General features: G+C 37.2%; 24 protein-coding genes. 12 read left to right on the top strand and 12 right to left on the bottom strand.

Going from position 1 to position 25,125, the window contains the following annotated elements; translation table 11 throughout:
* The first annotated feature begins 52 nt into the window (after positions 1-52).
* Positions 53-562, top strand: coding sequence for a peptide-methionine (S)-S-oxide reductase (locus JF50_RS14165; protein ID WP_039610067.1), 510 nt, complete (start codon positions 53-55; stop codon positions 560-562).
* Positions 563-877: 315 nt separating this feature from the next.
* Here JF50_RS14165 and JF50_RS14170 read toward each other — a convergent pair whose 3' ends face one another.
* The gene (locus JF50_RS14170) at positions 878-1,219 is read right to left on the bottom strand and encodes a hypothetical protein (RefSeq protein ID WP_039610068.1); all 342 of its coding nucleotides are present in this window, start codon (positions 1,217-1,219) and stop codon (positions 878-880) included.
* Between the two features lie 1,085 nt (positions 1,220-2,304).
* Here JF50_RS14170 and JF50_RS14175 point away from each other — a divergent pair.
* Positions 2,305-2,835 carry a flagellar protein FlhE gene (locus JF50_RS14175; protein ID WP_039610069.1) on the top strand — a complete coding sequence of 177 codons (531 nt, stop codon included), beginning with the start codon at positions 2,305-2,307 and terminating at the stop codon, positions 2,833-2,835.
* 34 nt (positions 2,836-2,869) lie between these two features.
* Here the strand turns inward: JF50_RS14175 and JF50_RS14180 are convergent, their stop codons facing one another.
* Positions 2,870-3,355 carry a hypothetical protein gene (locus tag JF50_RS14180; protein ID WP_039610070.1) on the bottom strand — a complete coding sequence of 162 codons (486 nt, stop codon included), beginning with the start codon at positions 3,353-3,355 and terminating at the stop codon, positions 2,870-2,872.
* 382 nt (positions 3,356-3,737) lie between these two features.
* Here JF50_RS14180 and JF50_RS14185 point away from each other — a divergent pair, with 382 nt between their 5' ends.
* From JF50_RS14185 to JF50_RS26135, 4 genes are all read left to right on the top strand, one after another.
* Positions 3,738-5,714 carry a hypothetical protein gene (locus tag JF50_RS14185; RefSeq protein ID WP_039610071.1) on the top strand — a complete coding sequence of 659 codons (1,977 nt, stop codon included), beginning with the start codon at positions 3,738-3,740 and terminating at the stop codon, positions 5,712-5,714.
* 243 nt (positions 5,715-5,957) lie between these two features.
* A complete protein-coding gene (locus JF50_RS14190; RefSeq protein ID WP_039610072.1) occupies positions 5,958-6,506 on the top strand; it encodes a DinB family protein in 549 nt (182 codons plus the stop codon).
* Between the two features lie 111 nt (positions 6,507-6,617).
* Positions 6,618-7,595 (top strand): sensor histidine kinase, encoded by a 978-nt coding sequence (locus tag JF50_RS26130; RefSeq protein WP_052262307.1) that lies wholly within the window; start codon positions 6,618-6,620, stop codon positions 7,593-7,595.
* A gap of 38 nt (positions 7,596-7,633) precedes the next feature.
* Positions 7,634-8,398, top strand: a complete 765-nt coding sequence (locus JF50_RS26135; RefSeq protein WP_268747833.1) for an ATP-binding protein — start codon at positions 7,634-7,636, stop codon at positions 8,396-8,398.
* A gap of 56 nt (positions 8,399-8,454) precedes the next feature.
* Here JF50_RS26135 and JF50_RS14200 read toward each other — a convergent pair whose 3' ends face one another.
* Complete coding sequence (locus JF50_RS14200) at positions 8,455-8,685, bottom strand: hypothetical protein (RefSeq protein ID WP_039610073.1); 231 nt, start codon at positions 8,683-8,685, stop codon at positions 8,455-8,457.
* A gap of 19 nt (positions 8,686-8,704) precedes the next feature.
* Entirely contained in the window at positions 8,705-8,983 is a 279-nt protein-coding gene (locus tag JF50_RS14205) for a hypothetical protein (RefSeq protein WP_039610074.1), read from the bottom strand.
* A gap of 201 nt (positions 8,984-9,184) precedes the next feature.
* Here JF50_RS14205 and JF50_RS14210 point away from each other — a divergent pair, with 201 nt between their 5' ends.
* The 4 genes from JF50_RS14210 to JF50_RS27365 all read left to right on the top strand — a co-directional run bounded on the left by JF50_RS14210 (position 9,185) and on the right by JF50_RS27365 (position 11,986).
* The gene (locus tag JF50_RS14210) at positions 9,185-9,688 is read left to right on the top strand and encodes an RNA polymerase sigma factor (protein ID WP_039610075.1); all 504 of its coding nucleotides are present in this window, start codon (positions 9,185-9,187) and stop codon (positions 9,686-9,688) included.
* Positions 9,689-9,697: 9 nt separating this feature from the next.
* On the top strand, positions 9,698-10,246 hold the full coding sequence (locus tag JF50_RS14215) for a hypothetical protein (protein WP_039610076.1): 549 nt from the start codon (positions 9,698-9,700) through the stop codon (positions 10,244-10,246).
* A gap of 290 nt (positions 10,247-10,536) precedes the next feature.
* Positions 10,537-11,715, top strand: a complete 1,179-nt coding sequence (locus JF50_RS14220) for a P-loop ATPase, Sll1717 family (RefSeq protein WP_200890410.1) — start codon at positions 10,537-10,539, stop codon at positions 11,713-11,715.
* A gap of 37 nt (positions 11,716-11,752) precedes the next feature.
* Complete coding sequence (locus JF50_RS27365; RefSeq protein ID WP_200890411.1) at positions 11,753-11,986, top strand: hypothetical protein; 234 nt, start codon at positions 11,753-11,755, stop codon at positions 11,984-11,986.
* A 65-nt stretch (positions 11,987-12,051) separates the two neighbouring features.
* Here JF50_RS27365 and JF50_RS14225 read toward each other — a convergent pair whose 3' ends face one another.
* On the bottom strand, positions 12,052-12,264 hold the full coding sequence (locus tag JF50_RS14225; RefSeq protein WP_039610077.1) for a hypothetical protein: 213 nt from the start codon (positions 12,262-12,264) through the stop codon (positions 12,052-12,054).
* A 277-nt stretch (positions 12,265-12,541) separates the two neighbouring features.
* On the opposite strand from JF50_RS14225, the gene JF50_RS14230 reads away from it, so the two are divergent.
* The gene (locus JF50_RS14230; protein WP_039610078.1) at positions 12,542-13,465 is read left to right on the top strand and encodes a hypothetical protein; all 924 of its coding nucleotides are present in this window, start codon (positions 12,542-12,544) and stop codon (positions 13,463-13,465) included.
* A 726-nt stretch (positions 13,466-14,191) separates the two neighbouring features.
* On the opposite strand, the gene JF50_RS14235 is transcribed toward JF50_RS14230, so the two are convergent.
* The 4 genes from JF50_RS14235 to JF50_RS14250 form a co-directional block, all read right to left on the bottom strand.
* On the bottom strand, positions 14,192-14,764 hold the full coding sequence (locus JF50_RS14235) for a tRNA-(ms[2]io[6]A)-hydroxylase (RefSeq protein ID WP_039610079.1): 573 nt from the start codon (positions 14,762-14,764) through the stop codon (positions 14,192-14,194).
* Between the two features lie 79 nt (positions 14,765-14,843).
* The gene (locus tag JF50_RS14240) at positions 14,844-15,473 is read right to left on the bottom strand and encodes a sulfotransferase (protein ID WP_039610080.1); all 630 of its coding nucleotides are present in this window, start codon (positions 15,471-15,473) and stop codon (positions 14,844-14,846) included.
* Positions 15,470-15,871, bottom strand: coding sequence for an MAPEG family protein (locus tag JF50_RS14245; RefSeq protein WP_080760244.1), 402 nt, complete (start codon positions 15,869-15,871; stop codon positions 15,470-15,472). Before JF50_RS14245 ends, JF50_RS14240 begins: the two co-directional genes overlap by 4 nt.
* Positions 15,872-15,909: 38 nt before the next feature.
* Complete coding sequence (locus JF50_RS14250; protein WP_039610082.1) at positions 15,910-16,611, bottom strand: SIMPL domain-containing protein; 702 nt, start codon at positions 16,609-16,611, stop codon at positions 15,910-15,912.
* Between the two features lie 270 nt (positions 16,612-16,881).
* Between JF50_RS14250 and JF50_RS14255 the strand changes: the two genes are divergently transcribed.
* Positions 16,882-21,018: a hybrid sensor histidine kinase/response regulator gene (locus JF50_RS14255; RefSeq protein ID WP_080760245.1), complete on the top strand. Its 4,137-nt coding sequence runs from the start codon at positions 16,882-16,884 to the stop codon at positions 21,016-21,018.
* A gap of 61 nt (positions 21,019-21,079) precedes the next feature.
* Here the strand turns inward: JF50_RS14255 and JF50_RS14260 are convergent, their stop codons facing one another.
* From JF50_RS14260 to JF50_RS14270, 3 genes are all read right to left on the bottom strand, one after another.
* Positions 21,080-21,886: a hypothetical protein gene (locus JF50_RS14260; protein ID WP_039610083.1), complete on the bottom strand. Its 807-nt coding sequence runs from the start codon at positions 21,884-21,886 to the stop codon at positions 21,080-21,082.
* Between the two features lie 519 nt (positions 21,887-22,405).
* Complete coding sequence (locus tag JF50_RS14265) at positions 22,406-23,224, bottom strand: ABC transporter substrate-binding protein (RefSeq protein WP_052262309.1); 819 nt, start codon at positions 23,222-23,224, stop codon at positions 22,406-22,408.
* A gap of 136 nt (positions 23,225-23,360) precedes the next feature.
* Positions 23,361-25,055: an NAD-dependent malic enzyme gene (locus tag JF50_RS14270; protein WP_039610084.1), complete on the bottom strand. Its 1,695-nt coding sequence runs from the start codon at positions 25,053-25,055 to the stop codon at positions 23,361-23,363.
* Positions 25,056-25,125 lie beyond the last annotated feature (70 nt).

The following is a 25,125-nucleotide window of genomic DNA, read 5'->3' on the forward strand; positions in this document are numbered from 1 at the left end:
TGTTACGCGAAATCATAAATATGATGTTTAAAGCTTTTTTAGCGAGTGACTTATGAACAATAAACTTGGTTTAGGTGGAAGCTGTTATTGGTGTACCGAGGCAATATTTCGTTCTATCATCGGTGTTCAAACGGTAGAGCAAGGTTGGTTAAACAGTTTTGAGGATCATATCTCATTTTCTGAAGGTATCTTCTTAGAATTTGATCCACACATCATTACGCTGAATGAACTGGTCGAAATTCACTTATTGACACATAGCTCAACGTCTAACCATTCACGTCGCGATAAATATCGTAGTGCGGTGTATTGTCAGACTATAGAGCACCAAAAGGAAGTCGAGGGTATCATTGCAACGCTACAGGGGGAGTTCGATCAACCCATAATCACCCGAGCACTGCTAATCAATGAATTTAAGTTGTCTCCAGAACATTATCAAGATTACTTTTATACTGCGCCTAAAAGGCCATTTTGTCAGAAGATAATTGTTCCTAAACTGGTTAAATTAATGGAGGAATTTAAGAGCAAAGTAAATTTTAAGCAAGTGAATAAAGCGATAAATTGACTTTCAATTCTTTTAAATAGAATTTCATTTTGTCTAATACCGATATTTTTTACAGTACCATTCTATTTAAAGGAATAACTCGTCGTTTTGTGACTAAATCCTGACCAATGCCGCTATGAATTTGTATATGTGTCATTTAAAGCTTTACGCCAGCTTCTGGTGTTGTGCTTATTCATTGATATAGATGATAACGATACAATTTATTATTGAAATTTAATTATGTTAAATTGGGTGGGGTGTAAATAATTTTGATAGTTAGGGCGGTTATACTTTAAAAAAGCCCAGCTTTAAGCTGAGCTGTATATAGTGTGTTAATTAACCATGGTTTTCATGGAAGTGTTCACCATGTTGATGATGCCAGTGCCCATCATGGTTATATTCAACTCGACCTTGCTCAACTCGTCGTTTATGACCACAATCTAATCCATGACCATGTTTGTGCTTGTCATGAACTTTTACCTTGGCTTCATGAACTTCTCCAGCATGGTTATGGTGATCATGTCCACTGTGATTATAATCAAAGTGGTCAACGTGCCATTCAGCAGCATGACCACAGTTGTAAGCATGTTTATGTTCGTGTTTATCGTGCGATACATGGTCTGCAGCGACGGCAACGCCTGTTACGCCAATAGACAATGCTAAAATAATTTCCTTCATAGAGTTGCTCCGATTGTGAGTATCAGTTCTAAAATAGGATGCATATAACATTTTTGCAACCTAAATTGGTTGGTAAATGCTCTGCAAGTTTTAGGTCCAATCGATTGCTATAGAGCCTGCGCTTTCAGTGAAGACTGCGTGGCTCGATTTCAAAATTAGACAAGCTCATCGTATTTGCATGGGTAAATGCATAAATGACTCAAATTTGACCTTGTCAGTGACATGAAACAAGGCTTAAGTAACAACATTATCGTGACAATAACAAACTCATGTTTTACTTAAGTTTCTATAAGAATCTTACTTTTTGTGGATATAACCGAGCACAGTTGCACCTGGGTGCTAGCAGCGTTACATATGTCATTTGGAATGACAAGAGGGTAGCTTGAATCTAAAAATTAGCCTATGGTGTCCTAAAATAATGTGTATGTCGTTAAAAAATATCCACATCTATTTGAAGAAAATGCATAAAGAATACAAATTAGAGCAATACACCTGTTGAAACTTGATGTTTCTTTACTAAAAAGCTCAAGAGTAACTACGGATACGCAAAATAGTTTTATCGTATAAAACTAAAGTATCTGATGCTATCACGTTCTTTTAATCAATAAATATCCAGTTATTTTTGTTTTGAAAAACACACTTTCACCCTATGGTTTATTTCTTTATTTTTAACATTTTTAGTTTTTTTATTGTTTTTTTCGAACTTTTAGCCGTTGCGTTTTAGTTGCTGTTTGACCGTCTTGGTATTTTATAAAAAATAACATTTCATTTTTATGTCAGTGACTTGTTACTTATCATAGTTTAAAGGTTAATGGTGATAAATATGTTGTGTGTGATTAAGCAATCGTGATGATTAGACAAGCTCGTAAATTTTTATTGCTGTATAAAATGAAATTATTTTTCAGTAATCGTCACACTGTTTAATAAAATCCAAATAATAACTCTATTCTTCAAAGTGATATAAAGTATGTCGAATGCTGCCTTTTTAGCTTTTCAAACAGTTGAAAATTAATAATGGATTATTGACATGTTTCTAATGTATTTATTAATGTGTTAATGATTTTACGGAAAAAAGGAAAAGGAAAATGGCAATAAAAGCTAAAAAATATCTCTCAGCAATATTCGCATCTAGCGTTTTATTTGCAGGTACGGCCAGCGCTCAATTAGAGTCACTACCATCATCTTTTAGTAGTATTCAAGTTCCATTTAAAAGCGAAGTAGCTGAAGCTCAGAGCAATGTTCAATCACCAATCACAGTTAGCAGTGGTGCATATGCGAGTAGCGGTGTTTCACCAACTTTATATAATACAGGCATATTCAGGTTTCTAAATTTACCCGTTGTCGGTTCAGTGCCTTCAAGTGCAAAAGTAAATGTTGTTAACTATTACTATAACTATTCTTCTACACCTGCTGGCATGGTCGCTTATCTGTGTTGGAATGACACTAATAACTGTGTAAATGTCAGTAACAACAAATCTGGGCGACTAACTCAGTTTGGTAACAAGGCAGCGAATAAAAGTTTCTTCTTTGCCTTCGGTGTCAGTGGAAATGGCAGTGCACTACCTCGTCCTATTTATGGCGGAAAAAGCCAGGTTATCGTAAATTACGGGTATTAAAAACCAATCAGGCCTTACTTTAAGGCCTTTTTCATTATGCATACGCATCTACCGCCAACATACCAGCCTTGACTTGATAATCCAGTGGCAAAGAGCGGTTAAAGTCAAGAATTTTATTAAAAATATCGGCATCTGAGGCGCCTTCATTTTTCATATTGTTATATATTTGAATTCGCTGTTCTGTGACCACTGCCGCTTCTTTATCGAAATCATCTGACTTGCTAGCCCATTTTTTAAAAGCAACAGGATCAGTCAGAGGAGGAGCTTCGTTAAGATTTACTAGCATTTTATCAGGAATAAAGGAGACAGCTTCTGCCATATCGGCTGCAAATGAAGGGTCTGACTCTACTTGATCTTTAAAAACATCCCAATTGAGCTTTCGATCCGATGTGCTAGGGGATTGCTCTGATTTTTCAGTTTGTGTTGCAGGTGACGTTACAGCAGTTTTATTGGCCGCTTGCGTAGTTTGATACTGCGATACTGCACTCGTTACTTGGTATGGGTTTGAGTTCAAAATCATGACTTATCTCCTTATTCTCAGTAACGTCTAACATGCAAACAACAAGCCAACTTAAGTAATAAAAAATTCACATAAAATACAAGTGGTAACGAATTTGTCAGCCTGTAGCGGAAAGGTTTTGCCGCCCAGTAACACTTAAAAAATAATAATGTTGCCGCTATAAACTGGGAGTTAGGTGATCGAGAGACACGAGTTTACTTACATTGTGTCAAGACTGAATCTGAACAGGATTAAAATGCACAAAGGCACAAACTCATGTCTTGCTCAGAGGTTTAAAAGGTTAATCGCATATCTGTTAGCACAGTGTAATGGGAAAAAGGCTGTCTATTAACTAAGCTAAAGTCTTCATCATTTTATTTCATGCAGATTCGAGGAAGAGTTCATGAAACATAACGTACGGATCTACCCCAGTAATACTACTAACCCCACACTGAACAATTCAGATTCAAAAAAAGCGAATCTCGCATTTTGCTTTTCTGGTGGAGGGTCTCGTGCGTTAACTTGCGCATGGGGTCAGATGTTAGGGTTAAATACACTTAACTTACTTGAAAAAGCCCGGTATATCTCATCTGTGTCTGGTGGTACTTGGGCATCGTCTATTTATTCATTTTTACCCTCTCAATACACTGATGAGCAACTACTTGGTAAGTATATCCAACCACAAAACTTGGCGGTTACTGCAAAACCAGGCAAGTTTGATATAACTAGTCTCGGTGAGCATAGCTTTGGTAATGTTCCAGCATCTACTGGTATTGATAATTTATTGGTGACAGCTGCCGCATTTATAGCTAAAAATGAAAGTAAAGATCATCAGTGGCTTTGGACAGATATTGTTGCCACTCACATACTGTCTCATTTCAATTTAAGGGCTGAAGGACAGCATTCATGGACATCAACTAAGTCCTTCTCTTTATCTCAAAGCTATGCAGAAAACACATTTCCGTGTATGACGCCTTCAATGGACAATTTTTTTTACTTGCGTCAGGGCCGACCATTTCTCATTATGAACAACAACATCATGCAGCCAGTTAAGTCGGTCGATAATGCTAAGGTAAATATTGTACAACTACCGAATCAAGCAACAGCGGTTTCTGCCGGCGCAAGAGGGAAGGTTCCTACCTGTATGACTTTGGGGGGCGGTCAGGTTGAGTCCTTTGCTTATGCTTCTAATTTAGAGCAGACAGGTGCAAGCACTTCACCGGTTGAAGTCGATGTTACACAACCCTATGCACTAGTAGATATTGTAAGTACATCTAGCTCATTTTTTGCAAACGCGCTGGCAACCATGTTTTCAGCTAAAATTAATGACCCTATGAGTCTTTCGCAAATATTAGATCGAGTAATGCCTTTATTAAGCGATTCGGACAAGACAAACTTGCTGACTGAATTTAAAAACGGTGTTGAAAAAGATGCTGTAACTAATCTATCAGCCGCTTTGGTGAACAGATTTAAAAGCTTTATTGATAAAAATAAGCTCAATGAGATCGCAGATTTTATACCGAGACATAATTACTGGCCGATTGACGAAAAGAGCCAAAACTACCCAGATACTTTATACACCGATGGCGGAACATTAGACAATACGGGAGTGATAGGAATTTTATCTCAAACAGACAATGGGCAGGAACAACAAGCGGCGATCAAATTAGTTGTATTTGACAACACAAGTGCCCCTTTAGTTAAAAAGTCAAAGATAGTTGCAGCGGGGCAAGCAGCGCCTTTATTCGGTATTGACTACGATAATACGACCGGAAATTATCAACCATTTAATGACAGTCAAAAAGATCCCACACACCCTGCTTTTTGTGCCACCAGTTTGATACACGTATTCGACAATACTGCGAATAATTCGGTTACGCCTTTTGAGCAATTAGTTAAAGGTTTATATGAAAGTAATGCAAATAATACTCAACCTGCATTCTTCCGAGTGGTATTAACAACTGTAGAAAACCCGTTAGCAAATATCTGTGCAGGCCGTACTGTTGAGGTTTTATATATTCAGAATGCGAAAATGCTTGATTGGCAGAATAGCCTCACTGACGCAAGTCTTCAGTCGCAAATTTTAGCCGGGCAGCAAGTCCAAAGCGCGTTTGGCTCTGAGATGGAAGATGCTGCCTTATTTGTCGACGCTCGATACAGCTTATCGTGGGATAGTAATAAAGTACTTGAGGATAAAACTTTATCTTTACTGAAAAATCCAGCAAAACCGTTTGCTAACTTTCCTTATTACAGTACATTTTTCAAAATCGGGTTAGAGCCTAAAGAGTCTAACGCCCTGTCACAAATGTGGGCATGGGCACTTGCAGATGATGCAAGCTCATTAAAGGAGCAAATTAAGACATTTATTGAAGAGGGGTGATTGAACTCACCTTTGATACATAAGCGTGCCTTCAACGGCCAACTACAACACTTGCAAGCTGGCTGTTGATGTATTTTATGCTAGCGAGTAAATCGTATTTAACTGTTATGTTGGCTTTGACAATTTAAATCGTTGCGTTAGTTCATTTTAATTAAATGAATTGTTCAACATACTTTTTAAATTAGCAAATTAACCCTTTGAGTAATACACTGGCTTTAAATTTAGTTAAGCAAATAAACCGGTATGAAACACATTGAGCATTTTAAATTAATGGCATTGTATAACCAGCGTATGAATTGTCAGTTAGTCAGCGCTGCAAAAACGCTCAAACACAATCAACTTAGAGATGATAAAGGCGCCTTTTTTGGTTCAATACTGGGCACGCTGAATCACTTAATCATAGGGGATATGATCTGGTTACTTAGGTTTGCAAAGCACTCCAATCGCTATCAAGCGCTTATACAGCTGAGCGAGTTGCCTTATCCAAACAGCTTAGGCGATATATTATATGACCAATTAGAACCATTGGTTAAAGTGAGAAAGCAATTGGATCTGGCAATTTTGGAATGGCTGAATAATGAAGTACATGAAGCTGATTTTCATACCACTTTGACTTATAGAAATACAAAAGGTGAAGTCAGTGAAAGGGAATTTAGTGAGCTTTTATCTCACATGTTTAACCATCAGACACATCATAGAGGCCAAATATCAACGTTATTTAATCAGTTAGGGGTTGATATTGGCACTACAGACTATTTAGTAGATATACCCGATAACAAAAGTATTGGCTAAATTATTAAAAGTATGATCATAAATAAGGATAGTTAAAGTAAAGCATTGAGCCTTAGCAAATCATTGCTACACTTTTTTGTACGAATCACAATTTGAAAGGCAGTTAGCTAAGTGGAAAAAAAATCAAGCAAAGCGTTAAGCACATTACGTTTGAACTTTTCCCTTGTGATTTTGATTGGTTTAGGACTCACGCTTGCTTCTTTATTTTTTTACCACAAGGTAGAAACGCAATGGCGATACTACTCAACCAATATTTACGAAGTGTATTATTTACATGATGATTTAGTGCAGCACTTCGGATATGGAGGCTTCATCCATAACTTTAAAAACTTAGTCCTCAGAAAAGATAAAGCGCGATATGAGCCTGAGTTAAGAAAATCAATTGTTGAGATCAAGGAAATCATTTCAACATTAGAGCGTTTTGAACAATACGATAACCAGTCCTTAAAAATCATTAAAAGCGTTGTAAATGAATACGAAGATAATCTGTCGCTCGCTTTGCAGCTAATTGATAAGGGTGCTTCAAGTGAAGAAATCGACAAAGCTGTCCAAGTGGACGATACGGATGCGCTAGCTGCTTTAGCGAAGTTTCATTTAGATAGCCGAGTACGGATCAACGAGGAAGAAGACCAATTAAGCAATAACTTTGTCATAGCCCATACCGTTAATGTAATCAGCGTTATGATTTTTATCGGTGTACTGGTGCTTTATTTTTTCAGACTGAAAAGTGCATTTGAAAAAGAATATATTCTTAAGTTAGAGGCACAGAAAGCATCACAAGCCAAATCAGATTTCTTGGCCAATATGAGTCATGAAGTGAGAACACCACTGAATGGAGTAATGGGCTCTTTACAGCAACTGCATTCAGACCTAACGAGAGAAAAAGATATTGAAACGGTATCTGTTGCGCTCCAATCTTGCAAGAGCTTACTTAAGATTATCAATGATATACTCGACTTTTCAAAAGTAGAAGCCAATGAATTGTCGCTTGATAATATTGAGTTTTCATTGGGTAATTTGATAGATAACCTAAACTCTGACTTTTCTTTATCCGCAAAAATAAGTCAATTTCATTCACAATCAGCATAGATAGTGAGCTGAAAAATAGCATTTGGAAAGGCGATCCAATCAGAGTTCAACAAGTTTTGAATAATCTAGTATCAAATGCAATTAAATTCACTGATAACGGGGGAGTCACCGTCGAAATATACACAGACGATACAAAGCTATCGCCTATGATTGTATTCAAAATTTCCGATACCGGCATAGGTATGTCAAAAGAAGGTCTAAGTAATCTATTTAAACGTTTTCAACAAGCAGATAACTCCATAACTCGTCGATTTGGTGGTACAGGACTGGGGATGTCCATTACTGATAATCTCGTTGAGCTTATGGGCGGCGAAATTATTGTTAACAGTCAAGAGAGTAAAGGTACGAATGTCGTCGTTCGTCTGCCATTAATAAAGCAACAAGCGAGTAAGAAGAAACACATTAAAAATTTTGAAAACAAAATAGTGATCCCCGTTTTAGCTGAAAAGCATATCCTAGTCGCTGAAGATGATCCGATTAATATCCGAGTGATAACTGCGATGTTAGAAAAAACAAAAGCTCATGTAACGATTGCAAAAAATGGTATTGAAGCTGTCGAGGCTTTTAGAAATAATGTACCTGACTTAGTTCTTATGGATATTCAAATGCCTCAAATGAGTGGTATCCAAGCGTGTGAACTTATACGGCTAGAAAATAAGTGCCTACCCGTTATTGCCCTCACTGCAAATGTAATGAAAGGCGACATAGAGCAATATGCGCAAAGCGGATTCACTGCCCATGTCGCAAAGCCAATAGACCAAACACTGCTATATAAATCGTTGAGTGAACATATTAAAGAATAAATTTAATACAAGTGGTATTGGCACACAATGGCGCCAACACCATAAATGCTGACAAGTTAGTCTCCTAGTAAACTTTTATACACAGAGGCAACCACAGGGTTTGATTCTCCAACTTTTTTCGTTAAATAAATTGTGATTTGCGTAACGACAACTGCGAAACACAGCGAAGTCACTTCCAAAATTGGCAAAGGTGAAAACAGCATCAACAGTGCGAGATTACCCCAGCATAAAACACAAAATAGCCATGCTGCAATTAGCTTTTTCTCATTAGTATTTATCGAATTCATAATCATTGCCTCGTATTGATTAATCTTTAAGGTCTCGTTGTCCGGTGAGTTTATTTTTAATTGCACGAACAATGGCTTTCCTGCCATCTACAACAGCAACACCGAGTACTGCTGCAGTACACCAAACTGCGACTTCAGTGGTAATGGCTGCAATTGTTACCGCAGTAATGTGCATGCTTTTAGTTTCTGTTGTGAAAAGTATGACAAGCATAGCCACCCAGCTGATTGCCACGACAAACCAAATCGTGCTTAGCACACGCTTTTTATTCAATTGTTGTAACTTTTTCAAAGCTTGCATTTTTGCTCCTTTGATAATTGTGTGAATGTATTGTTTGATCTGATTAGTCGTTGAGGAAATAAATCTATTACAAACTTTTTAAACTTTTTTTGTTCGATATACAATCAGCAATAATTGACACCATAAAAATATTTAAGATTTTTTGTAATGATTGTGTTTCTGTAACGACTAATAATAAAAACAACTTGGAGGCATAGATCGTTGGTAAGTATCACCAAGGACATAGATAAAGAAGAAGTCATCGCGCAATTTTGGCCACAAATAAGCCGTGCCGCATCAGGTTACGAAAGTCGACCTGCTTTATCAGATGAATTAGCACAAGAGATGGCGCTATCTGTTTGGCGATCGCTAGAAGGGTTTAACGATCAATGTTCACTCAATACGTATATTTACCGTGTAATTCACAATACGGCCATTGATCACATAAGACGACATAGTAGAATTTCAGAAGATGAATTAGACGAAGCAACACTTTGTGAATCTCCAACACCAGAAAAAAGCGCTTTACAAGCGCAAAGGCAACATCAATTGATCATTGCGGTCAACAAGCTGCCACTCAGTTTGAGGCAAGTTATGCTGCTGAAATTAGAGGACTTAAATAACATAGAAATGAGTGAAGTGTTAGGGATAAGCGAAGCAAATGTCGGTGTGAGGCTACACCGAGCAAAAGAGCAATTATCAACATTACTAGCAGGTATGAACTAATGGATAATAATGAATTTGAACAATTGTCATCCCTTTTGGCAATCAACGGAAAAAAAGCCTCAACCACACATGGATCAGTTGCTTAAACGACATAAAAGGCAAAGTGCAATTTTAAAGTTTAATGTGTGCTTTGAAGCGTTGGCAATCCTCAGCGTTTGTTACTTGTTAGTGTGGGCATATATCGACGGTAAGGGGTTACTTGAACTTGTCTGGATTGGATTTGTCACTTTTTGGGCGATTGCCATTTTTGTTTTGACTGTAAAAAGTCGTTTAGATAGCTTGAACCAACTGAAAAGTGAAAATATAAGCACTTCTCTTGAAGTTCACAAAAAATTGTTGAGAAACGAGATCTATAGATGGACCCTATATGCCAAAGGTACTTGGATATTTATTTTAGGTTTTGGCCTCTTTAACTTGAGCATATGTTATTCCGATGTATGTCAAATAAACAACTTCGCCCTTGAAGGGGGGTTATTACTGGGATTGCTTGCATCCATTGCGTTCTATATATTTAGAAATCGAAAAGCCAAAGAAGTTTTAAAAACTTTAGAGCAGTAGGCTGAAACGGACAGAATGAAGAAAGCATGACCGTTTGTTGTGCTTTCAAAATTATAGAATTTTAAATAAGACAAATAAATCCAATTTTATTGTAATAAAGTGGATTATAAGACTTGTTGATTCGATTATAACGCCTGTGTTTATCATCGATATTTAAATAATATATTTTGTGGCTCTAAAAATCTTTCATATGCGCTTGTATTCCTACAAGTTTGTCTAATACTTAACGTCAATCATTGTAGTAGTCATGATATTTTCATAGGTAACTGAAAGACGAAGGAAATCAAATTTTGACATTTGACGAATGTGAACTGCAAAAACTATTTGGACATGAAGCGGCAGAGGATGAAGATCCAGAAAGACTAAATGCATACTATTTTAAGGGAAAAACATATAACCAAGTAGTTAATGACCTACCTTTAAGAATTGTTGTAGGACATAAAGGAATAGGCAAGTCCGCTTTATTTAAAATTGCAATTGAAGAAGAAGCTCAAAACAATAGGTTAACGATTTTAATAAAACCAGACGATATAATTTCAATTGGTGAAGATACTGATGACTTCTTAAGACTTATTCGAGATTGGAAAACTGGAATCAGTGAAATTATTTCTCGACAAGCTTTACAATCGTTTGGTTTATTATTTGAAGGTTGGAGGGGAAAGCTTAACAATTTTGGTGGACTAACATTAGAATTCTTAAGTTCAACACTTAATTCAGGTGCTCATGTCGACCTTGAACCTTCAAAAAAACTGATACTAAACAATTTCCTAAAAACAAATAAGATATCTGTTTACATTGATGACCTAGATCGTGGGTGGCAAGGCCGTCGTAGCGATATCTTAAGAATTTCAGCACTATTAAATGCTGTACGAGATTTGTCTACGGAAAACAGAGGAATATATTTTAGGGTTAGCTTACGTTCAGATGTGTATTATTTGGCGCGAACATCAGATGAGTCTACTGATAAAATAGAAGGTTCTGTAATTTGGTATGCATGGACAAATCATGAAATACTCGTAATTTTAGTCAAAAGAATTGAAAGCTACTTTGGACGCGAGGTCAATGAACAAGAGTTGTTAAGTAAACATCAATCAGAGTTATTTAAATATCTAGCTCCAATTATTGAAGAAAGGTTTACAGGGAAAGGGCACTGGAAAAATGCCCCTATGTACAGGGTGCTGATGTCTTTAATTAGAAAACGCCCTAGAGACTTAGTGAAGCTTCTTACACTTGCTGGTAGGCAAGCAAGAGTGAATGACTCCAACATAATAATGACAAAACATTTTCTTGAAATATTTGAAGAATACTCACAAGGAAGGCTCCAAGATACAATTAACGAATATAGATCGGAATTACCCCATGTTGAAAAGCTCATTTTAGGAATGAGACCTTCTAAAGTACAAAGAAAAGCTTCACAAGGATATGTATATAGTACTGATAACTTGATGAAAAAAAATTCGAGATATTGAAGAGCAAGGTAGATATAGGATGAGCAATGGTTTGGTTATGGATACTAAAGGAATAGCTGCATTCTTATACAAAATCAATTTTATAACTGCACGGAAGGAATTACCTCAGGGTATAGATCGCAAGTATTTTGAAGAAAACAGGTATTTGTCAAATAAGTTCACGGAATTTGGTTATGATTGGGAAGTTCATCCAGCATATAGGTGGGCCTTGCAACCTGAAAACCCACTTCAAATATTTCAAGAGCTGCAACTAAATAGTGATGATAGCTAATAAATGTATAACTGAGCAATGTTCTCATTAAGCACATTGCTCATACTTAAATTTTTTAAAAAAGCTTATAAAAAAGAAACTAGCTTAACAACTTGAATTATCGCAACAAATGCACCGCACATAATTAAAAGGTTGGCGCGATTTTTTAGCTTTTGTGCTTCTTCTTTCTCTTTGTCAGCTAGGTTAGATTTAAGCACTTTGCCTTGGAAAGCCATGCCTACGGATACTAAAAGAATGATAAATGTGATGGTTAAATCTGTCATTGACTCAGGTGACACTGAAAGACCTCTAATAAAATTGACGAATTACGTTAGCTTGACTAAAAGCAACAAGGAATTTTAAAAGATATCCCTCAATAATTAAAGGATTGATCATCATATTTGCCAGGGTAAGCTATCCATTATGGTGCGATAGCAAAAGTCGAATGCAAAAGACATCTCCAGCAGATTTAGCGAAGTAGGTAATTTTACTAAAGTATACATTATGTTAAATTGGTTGTTTTTATTATTTATTACAGTAAAGACTAAGGTTTTTTAGGGGAGTCGACCTTGAGAAATGACTTATCTTGAACTAGATTATGTTCAAGATGCATCAGTTCAGGGAGTGACGACTATGGTTAGAGATCGCTATGAAAAATGGATCGAAAAGAAGGTTACTTTAACTGTATCTGAAAACCTAAAAATTTATAAAGTGGCTTTCTGGTCATTTATTGCTGGGTTTATGTTGTTTCTAACATTGGGTTTAGTCAATGAAGGGGCAATCTTTAGAACTATAATTAAATCCCTGTATCCACCTAAAGAAATTTATAAAGATGTAGTCAATGAGTTTTTAAAAGATGAAGAGTTTAAAAACTCATTGGTTCATAAGACAGATTATTCAAAGTTAGAAATTAAAGGTGCAAGCTTTGAAACATTTCCGCAGTTAAATGAAAAACTCCCTGAAAAAGTGTGGAATACAATGGCCAAAGGCAGTTCAGAAGATTACTCTGAATTTGTATCAAGAGATGAGTTTTTTGAGGCCCTTAAAAGTTATCATACCGAGCTAACTGAATCGTTTTTAGCGCCAAGCAATAGTAAGGTTGAGATTTTATCTAAGCTTGAAAAGGTAATGGATATTGAAATCGATGTTTTAGTTTTAATGGCCGGGGAAAATGCACATACAGCACAAACAGCGAATTGTTATAACTGGTTTGAAAATGATAGTTATCATGTGGAGCTAGTCATTCCAAAAACATATTCTGCACAAGAGCTTTCTTGGTTCAGGTGTGACTTTGCTTGGCCAGAAATGTATTTAACCTTGACAGTGGATGGTTCTAAATTACCAACGCCGGTAAAATTGGTTGGGGCTAGACGAAACGGAAACTCAAATAAACCTGTGCTTTTGATTTCACAAAAAATTGCTCAAGATTTAAAGTTGCATAGCTGGGAACGTTTTCTAAGCAAGGCATATGGATCTATATCAATCAACGAAGTTAAATAACAACAAGTAAACTAAAAGTGCTTGCATAAATCTCTTTAATGTCCGATACCGTCTAGTATTGGACATATTTAAAATATTACGTATTTGTCTTAAAGTAGAGCTTATCTAGATTGCTTTATGTGATTATCATAACTCAATTTAACATAACGTAAATTATGGGCTGTTATTGGTTTAGACTCTCTGACTGTCTATACTATGTGAATTAGCATGCTATAAAAAAAATTGACTTCAAACTATGGGCTTTTTTGATGAGTTCAACCCTTTCAAATACGTTCTTTATCTTTATCGTACTCATTATTCTCATCGAGATTTTTGCAAGCTCTTGAACTGAGATAAACCCTCAAAGTTATGGCTAAGCTTTGTCAAGCGAATATCCCTTTTTTGATTGATACGTCACGTGGAGGTTTTTACAGGCTTTCGATATTGATGAAATATAACCGTAGATAGATTTTATAGCCGTCATGCGAGATAAGCATTTCTAATTGCTACCTAACAAAACGTTTTACTACATTTTATCAATGTCGGGATATCACTTAAGTTGTTCGTTTTTCACGCAAAGTGTGAGGTATATGTGCGTTTATACGCTTTGTAGTTCATTGTAGGTTGTTTTTTTGCTGATTTACATGCCTAACATATGGCTTTTAGCAGCACATAAACCTTCACTTTTTAGCTTTTATGCTTATTTAACATAAAAAGCACTCTATCTCAGAGTGCTTTTTTTTAAGGTTAATGTAATGCAGCTGTGAATGGTATGCTTGCGCATATTTCCGCTTCAGCAATTAATATTTCTTCAAGCCTAGTATCTATCACTGATTTATCGAAATATTCATAGCCCAGCTCGACAAACAAATTTTTGTGTTTTTCTTCAGATTTTGCAATTGCCACATAAAAATCTTTGTCTTTTCCTTCTGGCAAAGCTTCTGCTACCAAAGAGAAACGTTCATGACCCCTAGCCTCAATCACTGCTGCTACGAGTAAACGGTCAATCAAAAACTCATCGCTGCCTTGCCTAAATAAAGCACGCATTTTTTTTATATATGGATCTTGTTTATCATTACCAAGTACTAAGCCTCGTTCATTAATCAGTTTGAGTACTTGTTTAAAATGGATCATTTCTTCTATTGCAAGGTCTGCCATAGCTTTCACTAATTTAGTTCTATCCGGGTAGTGCCCTAACATTGACATTGCCATACCCGATGCCTTTTTTTCTGCAGCAGCATGGTCTTGTAAAAATGTAACGAAATCATCCATTACTTTGTGTGTCCATTCAAAAGGAGTGTGATATTTTAATTCAAACATTTGGTATTTATCTCGCTTGCTACTTACGATTTTTAGTGATTTTAATTGTACGCGTACAGTTTAGTATCGGACATTAATATTAAAGCTGATATAAAACAGAATCTTTATCAACCTTACCTTTTCTAGTCGACTCAACCTTTAAAGGATGTTTGATGTCATTCCAAGCGGTCACCTTACCCCGTTTATTAACATGTGGAATATTAACATTTGGTACTGACATAAATTTTGCGAAGCGTATATCAGAGTCAGGATCAGATAAGTTAACTTTCAAATACTCTACGCCATTCATCTCAATAAAAGATTCAACCCGTTCCTGGTGGGCATTATAACACTGTATTAAATAAGCATCATCGTTGATGAGTTGTTCATTTAAATTGGGGAAAGTTTCGAAATAACAACGTTTTAATGTGTCGTTAAAACCACCACCCTGTTTATGTAACTTTGGCAGCATTCTCTGTAATAAGCGTCTAACTGACGGGACCCATTGTGTTAATTCCCGCTCAAGGTAGACAAACTTTGCATTAGGAAATGCTTGGTAAAGTTGAATATAATCATTGAAAACGGGGGTGTCAGCAATGAATTCAGCGGTATTTAATGCACTTTGTGTGTAGGCGGTATGAGCGGTTTTAAGTCCAATATCAAGACTTGCTATACATAAGCTTGTCGTTCCAGTCCTCGGAAGTCCCAGAACGAAAATTTTTTTATTCATATGAAGTATAAATAGATATTAATCAATGCCATAGCGATTAATGATAAAAATGTACACCCCATGCCGGCAACTCTTAATTTTAAGTTGGCTGTGTATAAGGCTTTGGCATGTAAAAGCCTTCCAACTAAAAACAACACCGCAAGCGGTATTAGAAGTAGTTCTCCAATTAACTGGTACTCAAGAGTAAAAACGAGAATCACAGCAAGTGGGGTATACTCAATGAAGTTTGCATGAGCACGAATACTTGACTGCAAATCTTTATGTCCAGCATCACCAATACCAACTTGGTGAGACTTACGTAATTTTATTACATTAAAACTGAGTTTGATATACAAAAGCGTACAAATTGCCGCAAATAGACCGCTAAACATTGTTAAGTCCCCTATTCCTTGTTTCATTTAAAGTATACGTTGTTTTTAGGGGACTTTAAAAGAGGCTATTGTTTGATATAGTACACGGCATAAACCTCAGCAGTCAGCTTGGTATCTCCAGTACTGTATGAATCTTGTAAGCTCATTGTTTCTGCAGCCATAACCTTTCCTCTTGCATAAGGTTGTACAGGTACATTCATTGGTGAAAAAGAGACTGAATACAAATCACCTACCTTGACACCAAATCCATCGGCCAATTCTTTAGCGCCTAACTTTGCTTGTTTAATCGCGTTTTGTTTTAGCTCGTTCATAATGTCAGCTTTGTCTTCGACTATAAACTGCGTATTGTTAAATTGGTTGATACCACTATCAACAAAAGCCTGAAGCAATTCTGGATACCTATCTACATTTTTAAGTTTTAAAGTGATGTTTCTCGACACTTTGAACCCTGTAAACTCTTCTTCGTTTGTCGCGCGGTTGTAGCGAGTTTGTTTATATACGTTTAATTGTTGCGCATGAATGTGATTGCCTTTTACACCAAAGCTTTTTGCAATATCGAGCGCTCGCGCAACAACTCGGTCAACATTGGATTTAGCGTCCTGAAGGTTTTTATTCTTCTCATTGATTGCAACATTGATAATGGCAGTATCAGGTTGTACCGAAACTTCAGAATACCCTTTTACGTATAAATGCGGTGAAGATGGAATACTCTCAGCAAAAGCGGAAGTACTCAAAAAGATTGACAAAGCAGCTGTGAACAAACGCATAAAGCCTCCAAAACAAAAAATTTCATCTCATATTAATAAACATCTTTATTGAATCACACACAAATTAATCAATACTGAATAAATAATATAGACAGCTAAAATGGTGGTTCTGAGTACGTCAATTAGAACGTCTGAAAATTGAATCTACATATGTAAGTTGACTGATTTTTCAATAAAAAAGTTAATGTCGGTTAGTAATTGTGCATAACTTCAACTAGCCTATTAAGATAACTAATAATTATTCCTACGATACGGTTTTTAGACTAGCTTATGGGATCACGGCGTTCAATCAACTTAGCCTTTTTGGTATTAGTAACCGCATTACCAAGTGTATGCTTTGCAGACATACCGCTCTTAACTAATCAATATTCAGTCAAAAAACTAACTGCTGAAGACGGCTTTGTCTCATCTGAAATCTATTCAATTATTCAAGATCACCAAGGCTTGCTCTGGTTTGGCACTGCTGAAAATGGCGTGATGCGCTATGATGGCCGAAAAGTTACCCTCTTTGAATTTGACAGTGAATCGGATAATGGATTGTCGCACAACGATGCAGGCAACTTAATGTTAGACCAAAACGGCATCATTTGGATAGGGACATGGGGAGGTGGCGCTAGCCGATATAACCCGAAGACAGGACAATTTGAAAATTTTTTCCATGATGTCAACAACCCTGATTCCATTTCTGCAAATAGAATCCAATCACTGTTTCATGACCTAAACGGTACAATTTGGCTAGGCTCTTATGATGGCGGTTTAAACAAATACATACATTCAGATAAGTTTGAGCATATCAAAAAAGCAACCAAGACCTCTGCTGGTTTATCACATAATAGAATTTGGGGGATTGAGAATCAGGGGGTGGACAGTCTCTGGGTTGCAACCAGTTACGGTTTGAATTTATATAATAAAAAAAACAACACATTTGAGTATTTTTTTCCTGACCCACAAAATAAAACTCCCACTGGTGCTAATGAAATTAGACATGTTTTAAAGTCATCTCAAGGCGTCGTATATGTTGGTACTCAAAAAGGCCCCTTTATTCTTGATCACGTAACTAAAACTTTTAGAGAAATTGGCTTGGACAAAGGGGAGCATTTAGGTCAAGTAAACTCTATGATCGAAGACCACGAAGGATATATTTGGTTCGTAACTAGCCGAGGTGTTTTCAGAAGAGATGAACGCACAGATAGCATCATGAAGTTAGATTTGGAGCATAGCAGTGGGGCGAGAATTATTTTTGAAGACAGTGCTAATATAATTTGGATAACGAATGAATTGCACGGGATTTTCAAACTGGTTCCTCATCGCAAATTCAAGTCCATTGATAGTGCTGAACTCACTGCGCCAAACGAAATTGTGGCAGACCATCAAGGTGACATTCTAATTGCTAACTCAAACTCTAAGCTATTTAAGTGGGACACGTCTGAACGTAAATTAGAGGCTTTAACGAATGAGGTATTTAGTCAAGAGTATGGGTTTGACCCGAATAGACTCTTGGAACAACCCGTATTGTATTTAGACGACAGTAATATCGTTTGGATTGCCCAAGATGATGGGTTAGCAAAATTTGACCTTAATACTCATCAACTTGAGCTAATAACCTACCCTAGAGATCAAGAAAACTATGAACAATTTAGAGAAATTAGAGCCCTCTGTATCGATAAGCAAGGAAACCTCTGGATTGGTACTTATAAAAATGGCATTTATATCTACAATGTAAGCTCGCAAAAATTTAGACACTTGGGTGAGGAATATGGTTTGTCCCACCCTGAAGTGCTAACAATCTACAAAGATAAATCTCAAAATATGTGGGTCGGCACTGGGGATGGCATCAACCTTTGGCTTGATGAACGGCAGCTTTTCCAACCATTTGTGAATAATAAGCAATCCTCAAATAGCCTATTAGGCAGTATTGTTCAAGATATCTATGAAACACATGATGGTGAAGTTTGGATTGCAACTCAACAAGGCCTAAATTTATATAAATTGTCTGAAAATCAGTTTGTGCATTTTAGTACTAAGAATGGACTGCCTAGCAATTTGATCCGCTCTATTTCGGATGATGAACAAGGTAACTTGTGGCTAACTACTAATAAAGGAATTACGAAATTCTCTCCTAGCTCAGGAAAAATCGTTAACTTTGATAGCCAGAACGGCTTACTAGGGCTCAATTATTACCCTAACAGCTTGATCAAAGGTGAACAAAATTTGTTATTTACCAACAGCCAAAGAGGCATTGAGTATTTCAGCACTCGGGCACAACAATCTACTTTTAAGGAGCCATCTTTAGTATTAACGGGATTTAATAAGATGGGGTTGCCCATACAGTTGGATAAACCCTACTCTTATATCAAAGATATTTATGTTTCTTACTTAGACTATATCTTCTCATTTGAGTTTTCAGTGTTAGATTTTCATTCACCAAACAAGAACCTGTATGCCTATAAGTTAGAGGGATATGATGACAATTGGATAGAAATTGGCAATAGGAATACCGCTTCTTTTACTAATTTAGACGGTGGTACTTATCAATTTCAAGTAAAAGCGACCAACAGCAGTGGTGAATGGGGAAACAACATATTGTCCGTGAATGTCCATGTTTCACCTCCACCATGGAAAACTTGGTGGGCATATTCCATATATACTTTCATCGTGTTATCTAGCATTTTTTTAGTCGTATACCTGCGTACTAAATTGCAAAAAATGGAAATCCGAAGACAAAAACAGTTTGTTGTTCAACTTGAAAAACAAGTATCAGAAAAAACGGCGTCTTTAGAGACGCAGGCAAGAAAGCTCGAAGGAGCCTTAAAAAAAGCAGAAGAAGCTACGCGTTTAAAGTCTGAATTTCTAGCAAATATGAGCCATGAAATTCGCACGCCAATGAATGGCGTGATCGGTATGCTTGAACTGCTAAAAAATAGCGGCTTATCGTCCGAACAATCCCATTCAGTTAATATTGCCAGTACCAGTGCGCACTCTTTACTCACTCTTATAAATGATATTCTCGACTTTTCTAAAATAGAAGCAGACAAGCTAGAGTTAGAATTTGTTGACTTCGACATCAGATTATTACTGGAGCACTTATCAGAATCTATGGCCTTAGCGGCACAAGAAAAAGGCGTGAGTATCATTCTCGATTTTGCGGATATCAAAACGCCCATGGTCAAATCAGATCCTGGTCGAATTAGACAGATAATTACTAATATTGTCAGCAATGCAATTAAATTTACAGAGCGTGGCGAAATTATCATTACCGCGTCAGTTCAACAGAGCAATACGCCTTATCATTATGACTTTATTTGTGCCGTGAGCGACACGGGGATTGGCATACCAAAAGAAAAACTCCCTACATTATTTGATTCCTTCATACAGGTAGATGCATCCACAACGCGAAAGTACGGCGGCACAGGGTTGGGGTTAAGTATCACTAAAAAGCTTTGTCAGTTACTTGGCGGAGATGTCACAGTCACTAGCAGTGTTGGTGTCGGCAGTTGCTTCAAAGTAAATTGTTTACTCAAACAAAGCTATGACGACAATCCGAAAGAGTTCTCTTTGGCTAGCATGAACATTACCGCCTTATTGGTAGATGCTATTTCTGCCAGCAATCAAGCAATTAGAAAGCAGTTAGAATCGTGGGGAGTTACAGTATATGATGCGTCTAATGCAGATCAAGGGCTGAGAGTTATTGCGAAGATGCCTGTCGATATTGTGTTGTTTAATAAAAGATTGCCTGGCTTAAGTGGCGAGTTAATGGCCAAAGATATCAAAAAGAAAAATCCATCAATCAAATTAGTTATGATGACCCGACTAAATGAACAGTACGAAACAATCGCAAACTCGTCTATTGAACTAGATGGCTATTACACGAAACCAACCACAAAAAAAGATCTAATTAAAGCGCTCGCTACTGTTAATAGTGATATTCAGTCACTCATTCAAGTTGCAAATAAAGACGCACAAAAACCGCCTACTCAAGATAAACGTAAATTTGATACTCAAACGCGTGTCCTTTTAGTCGAAGATAACAAAGTTAATCAGATGGTTGCAATGCGAATACTTGATAGCTTAGGTCTGACAGCAGAAATCGCGGAAAACGGCGTAGAAGCACTTAAAATGCTCAAAACTGAAGAGAACAAACAAAATTTATATTCCATAGTATTAATGGATTGTCAGATGCCATTAATGGACGGATATGAGACGACGAGAAATATTAGGTCATCAAAAGAAGATGAACAAGTAGCCAGAATCCCAATCATTGCAATGACTGCGAATGCAATGCAAGGAGATAGACAGAAGTGCCTTGATGCTGGCATGGATGACTACATAACTAAACCAATTGAAACGGACAAAATATATGAAAAAATCAAATATTGGTTAGAGAAAAAAAGCGAACGTCCCACATAGTGAACACGTAAGCCATTTAAGAGCAAATGGGCCAAAAAGGCCCATTTGTTATTTACAAAGATTACTTGTAAATTACTTGGTCGACAACAAGGTTGATATCATTTTCACCCGTTACTTCCCATACTGTTTGATGCTCTGTCGTGCCTGCCGGGTTATGACAAGAGACAGTTTGTCTAAATGCACGACCATTGAAGTTATATACTTCCTCGTTCAATGCAAAGTGGTTTGTATGGAATAATGGCGTCATATCATTGCCACTGAAGACTTTAGAGACCAAGCCATCATTGATTTGAGAAGTACAATAACCGTCTTCCGTACCATTGTTTACAAGCACTGAAGATGTATAGCTTACTTGGTCGTACCAGCCTGCGCCACCACAGTGTTGCGCTTGACCACTACAGTCAGGAGTTTGCCAAGGACCAACACCCGTTAAACTTGCATCCCAAGTGATTTTTGGTACTGCTGGGATTTTGTGTTTTACAACATAACTTTCGCCCAACTCTGATTCACAGCTCAAAGATAAAACACGAGTACGCTGAAGTTGCGCTTCAGAGAAGTAGCCTTGCAATACAACTCTGTCAATATGAGAAGTGTTGTGTCCAGCTGGGCCAATACCTACATTAGCAATAAACTCGCCAGAAACTTCATCATACACTGCACCCGTTGAACATGAGCCATACTTATCTGCGCGGAAAACCCAAGCTCCAAAGGTACGCGAATGCTCTGAGTCTGTTACGATTCGTTCCATTAAATTACCAGTATAGTTAGACTCACGGTCGTAACCATCTAGGTCATTTAGTGTCACACTTGCAACAGCACTGTTCATTGCAACTAAAGATATAGCAGTAGCGAGAAGTTTAATTTTCATTTGTAATCCCTTTTATTAGATTAATTAATTTGAAGCCTTATAAATAAAGGCAAATCGTCGAATTTTTACGGCGCTGACACATCATCAATAAATATATTTTTGTATGTGCCGACGTTTGTCTCGCTATCTAAGTTAGGTGTTTGAAATGAGCTTGTAAACGCTATAAATCTCTGGAAACCAGTCACTTTAAAAAGTGTGTATGCAAATTGAAATTACTAGAAATTCAGTCATGTTACAGTGAGAAAAAGTGGAGGTGAGAAGAGTTTTAATATTTTATATTTAATAAATACAGGTGGTTATATAAATAAAACGCATTTTAAGTAAGATTAAGAAAAAGCAATGTGATACTTATTGAAAAATAAAAAGTAAAACCAAAAAGTGATGTAACCTAATAAAAATACTAAATCATATTAAATTCTACTCTGCCAAGAAAATTTAATTTGATAACTAAGCATAGTGATTCAATAATTTGCCAACAACAACAAAGTCACTAATTAAAAAATGTAATCCATTAAGCAGTTAATCTGTGATACTAAATGCTTTTTTCAAAGAGTTAGTAATAAACACTTCTTCCTGTGGAAGGAATAGGTTTGCATGTGCTTGAATGATTAAATCTTGAATTTTTCTTTTTTGTAAAGTGCGTTCAAAAAGATCTACTGCCGCCCTTCCAATTCTTGAGTCGGAACATGCGATATAACCAAAAATGGTTGCTTGGGTATCACCTATTGCATGGAATGAGATATCTTGTAAAACCTCTTCTGATGGAAAATCGGTCACAAATACGGAGCTATATTCGATGATCCCATCAAGCCGCCCCTGAACAAGCATTTGCCTTAACCTAAACGCACTATCATTGCCTTCACCTATGAACATTCTGTCTGCGTTTGCTTTGATAAAATCGTCTATCTCTAGGCCATATGAGCGGCCTTTCGTAACACCAATTCGAAGACCCATAGCAAGCGCCTTTTTAAGAGAAATTTCAATAGACACGAACTTTTTATTTCTTAAGATAAGGCGGTTAGAAGGAAATGCCATCAGAGGGAATGATACAAACACAGCCATCGCTTCACGCTCTGGGGTTTTTACTTTATTGTAAAGGCAAATATTTTGATGGTGCTTTAATTCGCGCCACTCTCTCTCCCTGCTTGCTGGAACAAACTCAATTGACATTTCTTTGTCTAGATTACGTGTAATAATGAGCAAAAGTTGGGTAGCTAAATCGCCTGGAGATTCTCCAAATGAAGGGTTGTAATCAGAGACAATTTCGATTTTTAATGGTTTGGCAAAGCCGCAAAAAGACATAAACAACAAAAAAATAAACACAAATCTGGACAGCATAGTTACTCCGACAGCATGCAGTCCGTGCGATTATTTATCTTTTGAGTATAGCCTTAAAACGTTAGTTTGCTATTTCGAAGGGCACTTCTTAATAAAAAGCCCTCAATAAGAGGGCTTCAAAAAACAACTTTTACTGTTAGAGACTACAACGTTTGTAGTTTCTGTATTCAGGCATCCAGTAGTTTTTATCGATCGTAGCCCAGATACGCTCGTCAGGCATATCCAAGCACACCCCTTCTTCCATCGCTTTTTTGGCAACTGCAAACGCTATGCGCTTACTAAGTTGTTCGATTTCAACGAGAGAAGGTAATAAGCTACCTTTACCAGTATTTGCCCAAGGTGATGATTCTGCTAGTGTTTCACTCGCAACCATCAACATTGATTCCGTAATACGAGTCGCCTTTGCGGCAAGTGCACCTAAACCAATGCCTGGGAAAATATAACTGTTATTACACTGAGGAATTACATGTGTTTTGCCGTCAAACTCAACAGGCTCAAAAGGACTACCAGTAGCAACAATCGCCTGACCTTGAGTCCATTCAATAACATCTTTTGGATGTGCTTCCACTTGGCGAGATGGGTTACTCAGAGGGAAAATAATCGGTTGCTCACAGCCTGAATGCATTGCTTTAATGACTTGTTCAGTGAACAAACCAGGTTGGCCAGATACACCAATTAAAATGTCAGGTTGTGCACAGTGCATCACATCTAACAAAGATGCGTATTCTCCACTATAGTTCCAGCTTTCTAAGTTTGCTGAAGTCTGTACGAGCGCAGCTTGGAAGTCTCTTAGGCCTTCCATTCCTTCTGTCAATAGACCAAATCTATCGACCATAAATACTTGGCTACGCGCTTGATCATCCGAAACGCCTTCAGACACCATTTGTGCGATAATCTGTTCCGCGATACCACAACCTGCAGAGCCCGCGCCTACAAAGACAACTTTCTGGTCTGAAAGTTTGGCTCCTTTAACACGACACGCTGCAAGCAAAGAGCCTACAGTGACAGAAGCTGTACCTTGGATATCATCGTTAAAACAACAAATTTCGTCACGGTAGCGTTTTAACAATGGCATTGCGTTTGGCTGTGCAAAATCTTCGAATTGCAGCAATACATTTGGCCAACGGCGCTTAACTGCTTTGATAAACAGGTCTAAAAACTCATCGTATTCTTCTTGGTTAATACGCTTATGCCTTGCCCCCATGTACATTGGATCGTTTAATAATTTCTCATTATTAGTACCAACATCCAACATCACAGGTAGCGTATATGCAGGGCTGATACCCCCACACACAGTATATAAAGCGAGCTTACCGATCGGGATCCCCATTCCACCGATACCTTGGTCACCTAGGCCAAGAATACGTTCACCATCAGTGACAACAATAACTTTTACTTTGCCTTTTGTCGCATTTCGTAAAATGTCATCGATGTTATGGCGATCTTCGTAAGAAATGAACAATCCACGAGAGCTACGGTAAATATCAGAGAACTTTTCACATGCATCACCAACAGTCGGAGTGTAAATGATAGGCATCATTTCTTCTAAGTGATCTCTCACAAGGCGGTAATAAAGTGTCTCGTTGTTATCTTGAATAGCTCGTAAATAAATATGTTTGTTTAGATTATCTTTGAAACTTGAAAATTGTTGATAACAACGTTCTACCTGCTCCTCAATTGTTTCATAACGAGGAGGTACTAAACCTGCAAGGTTGAAGCTTTCACGCTCACGCTGGCTAAATGCACTGCCTTTATTTAGAAGCGGAGTTTCCAATAAAGTTGGGCCAGAATATGGGATGTAGAGGTAATTAGGGTCGGTTTGTTTAGTCATATTTACAAGCTGTGACTCTTAATTTTTTGATATAAGGGATCATTATTGTCTAAGTACACAAATTTTCAAT

This window comes from Pseudoalteromonas luteoviolacea (genome assembly GCF_000814765.1).
GTDB classification, from domain to species: Bacteria; Pseudomonadota; Gammaproteobacteria; order Enterobacterales; family Alteromonadaceae; genus Pseudoalteromonas; species Pseudoalteromonas luteoviolacea_H.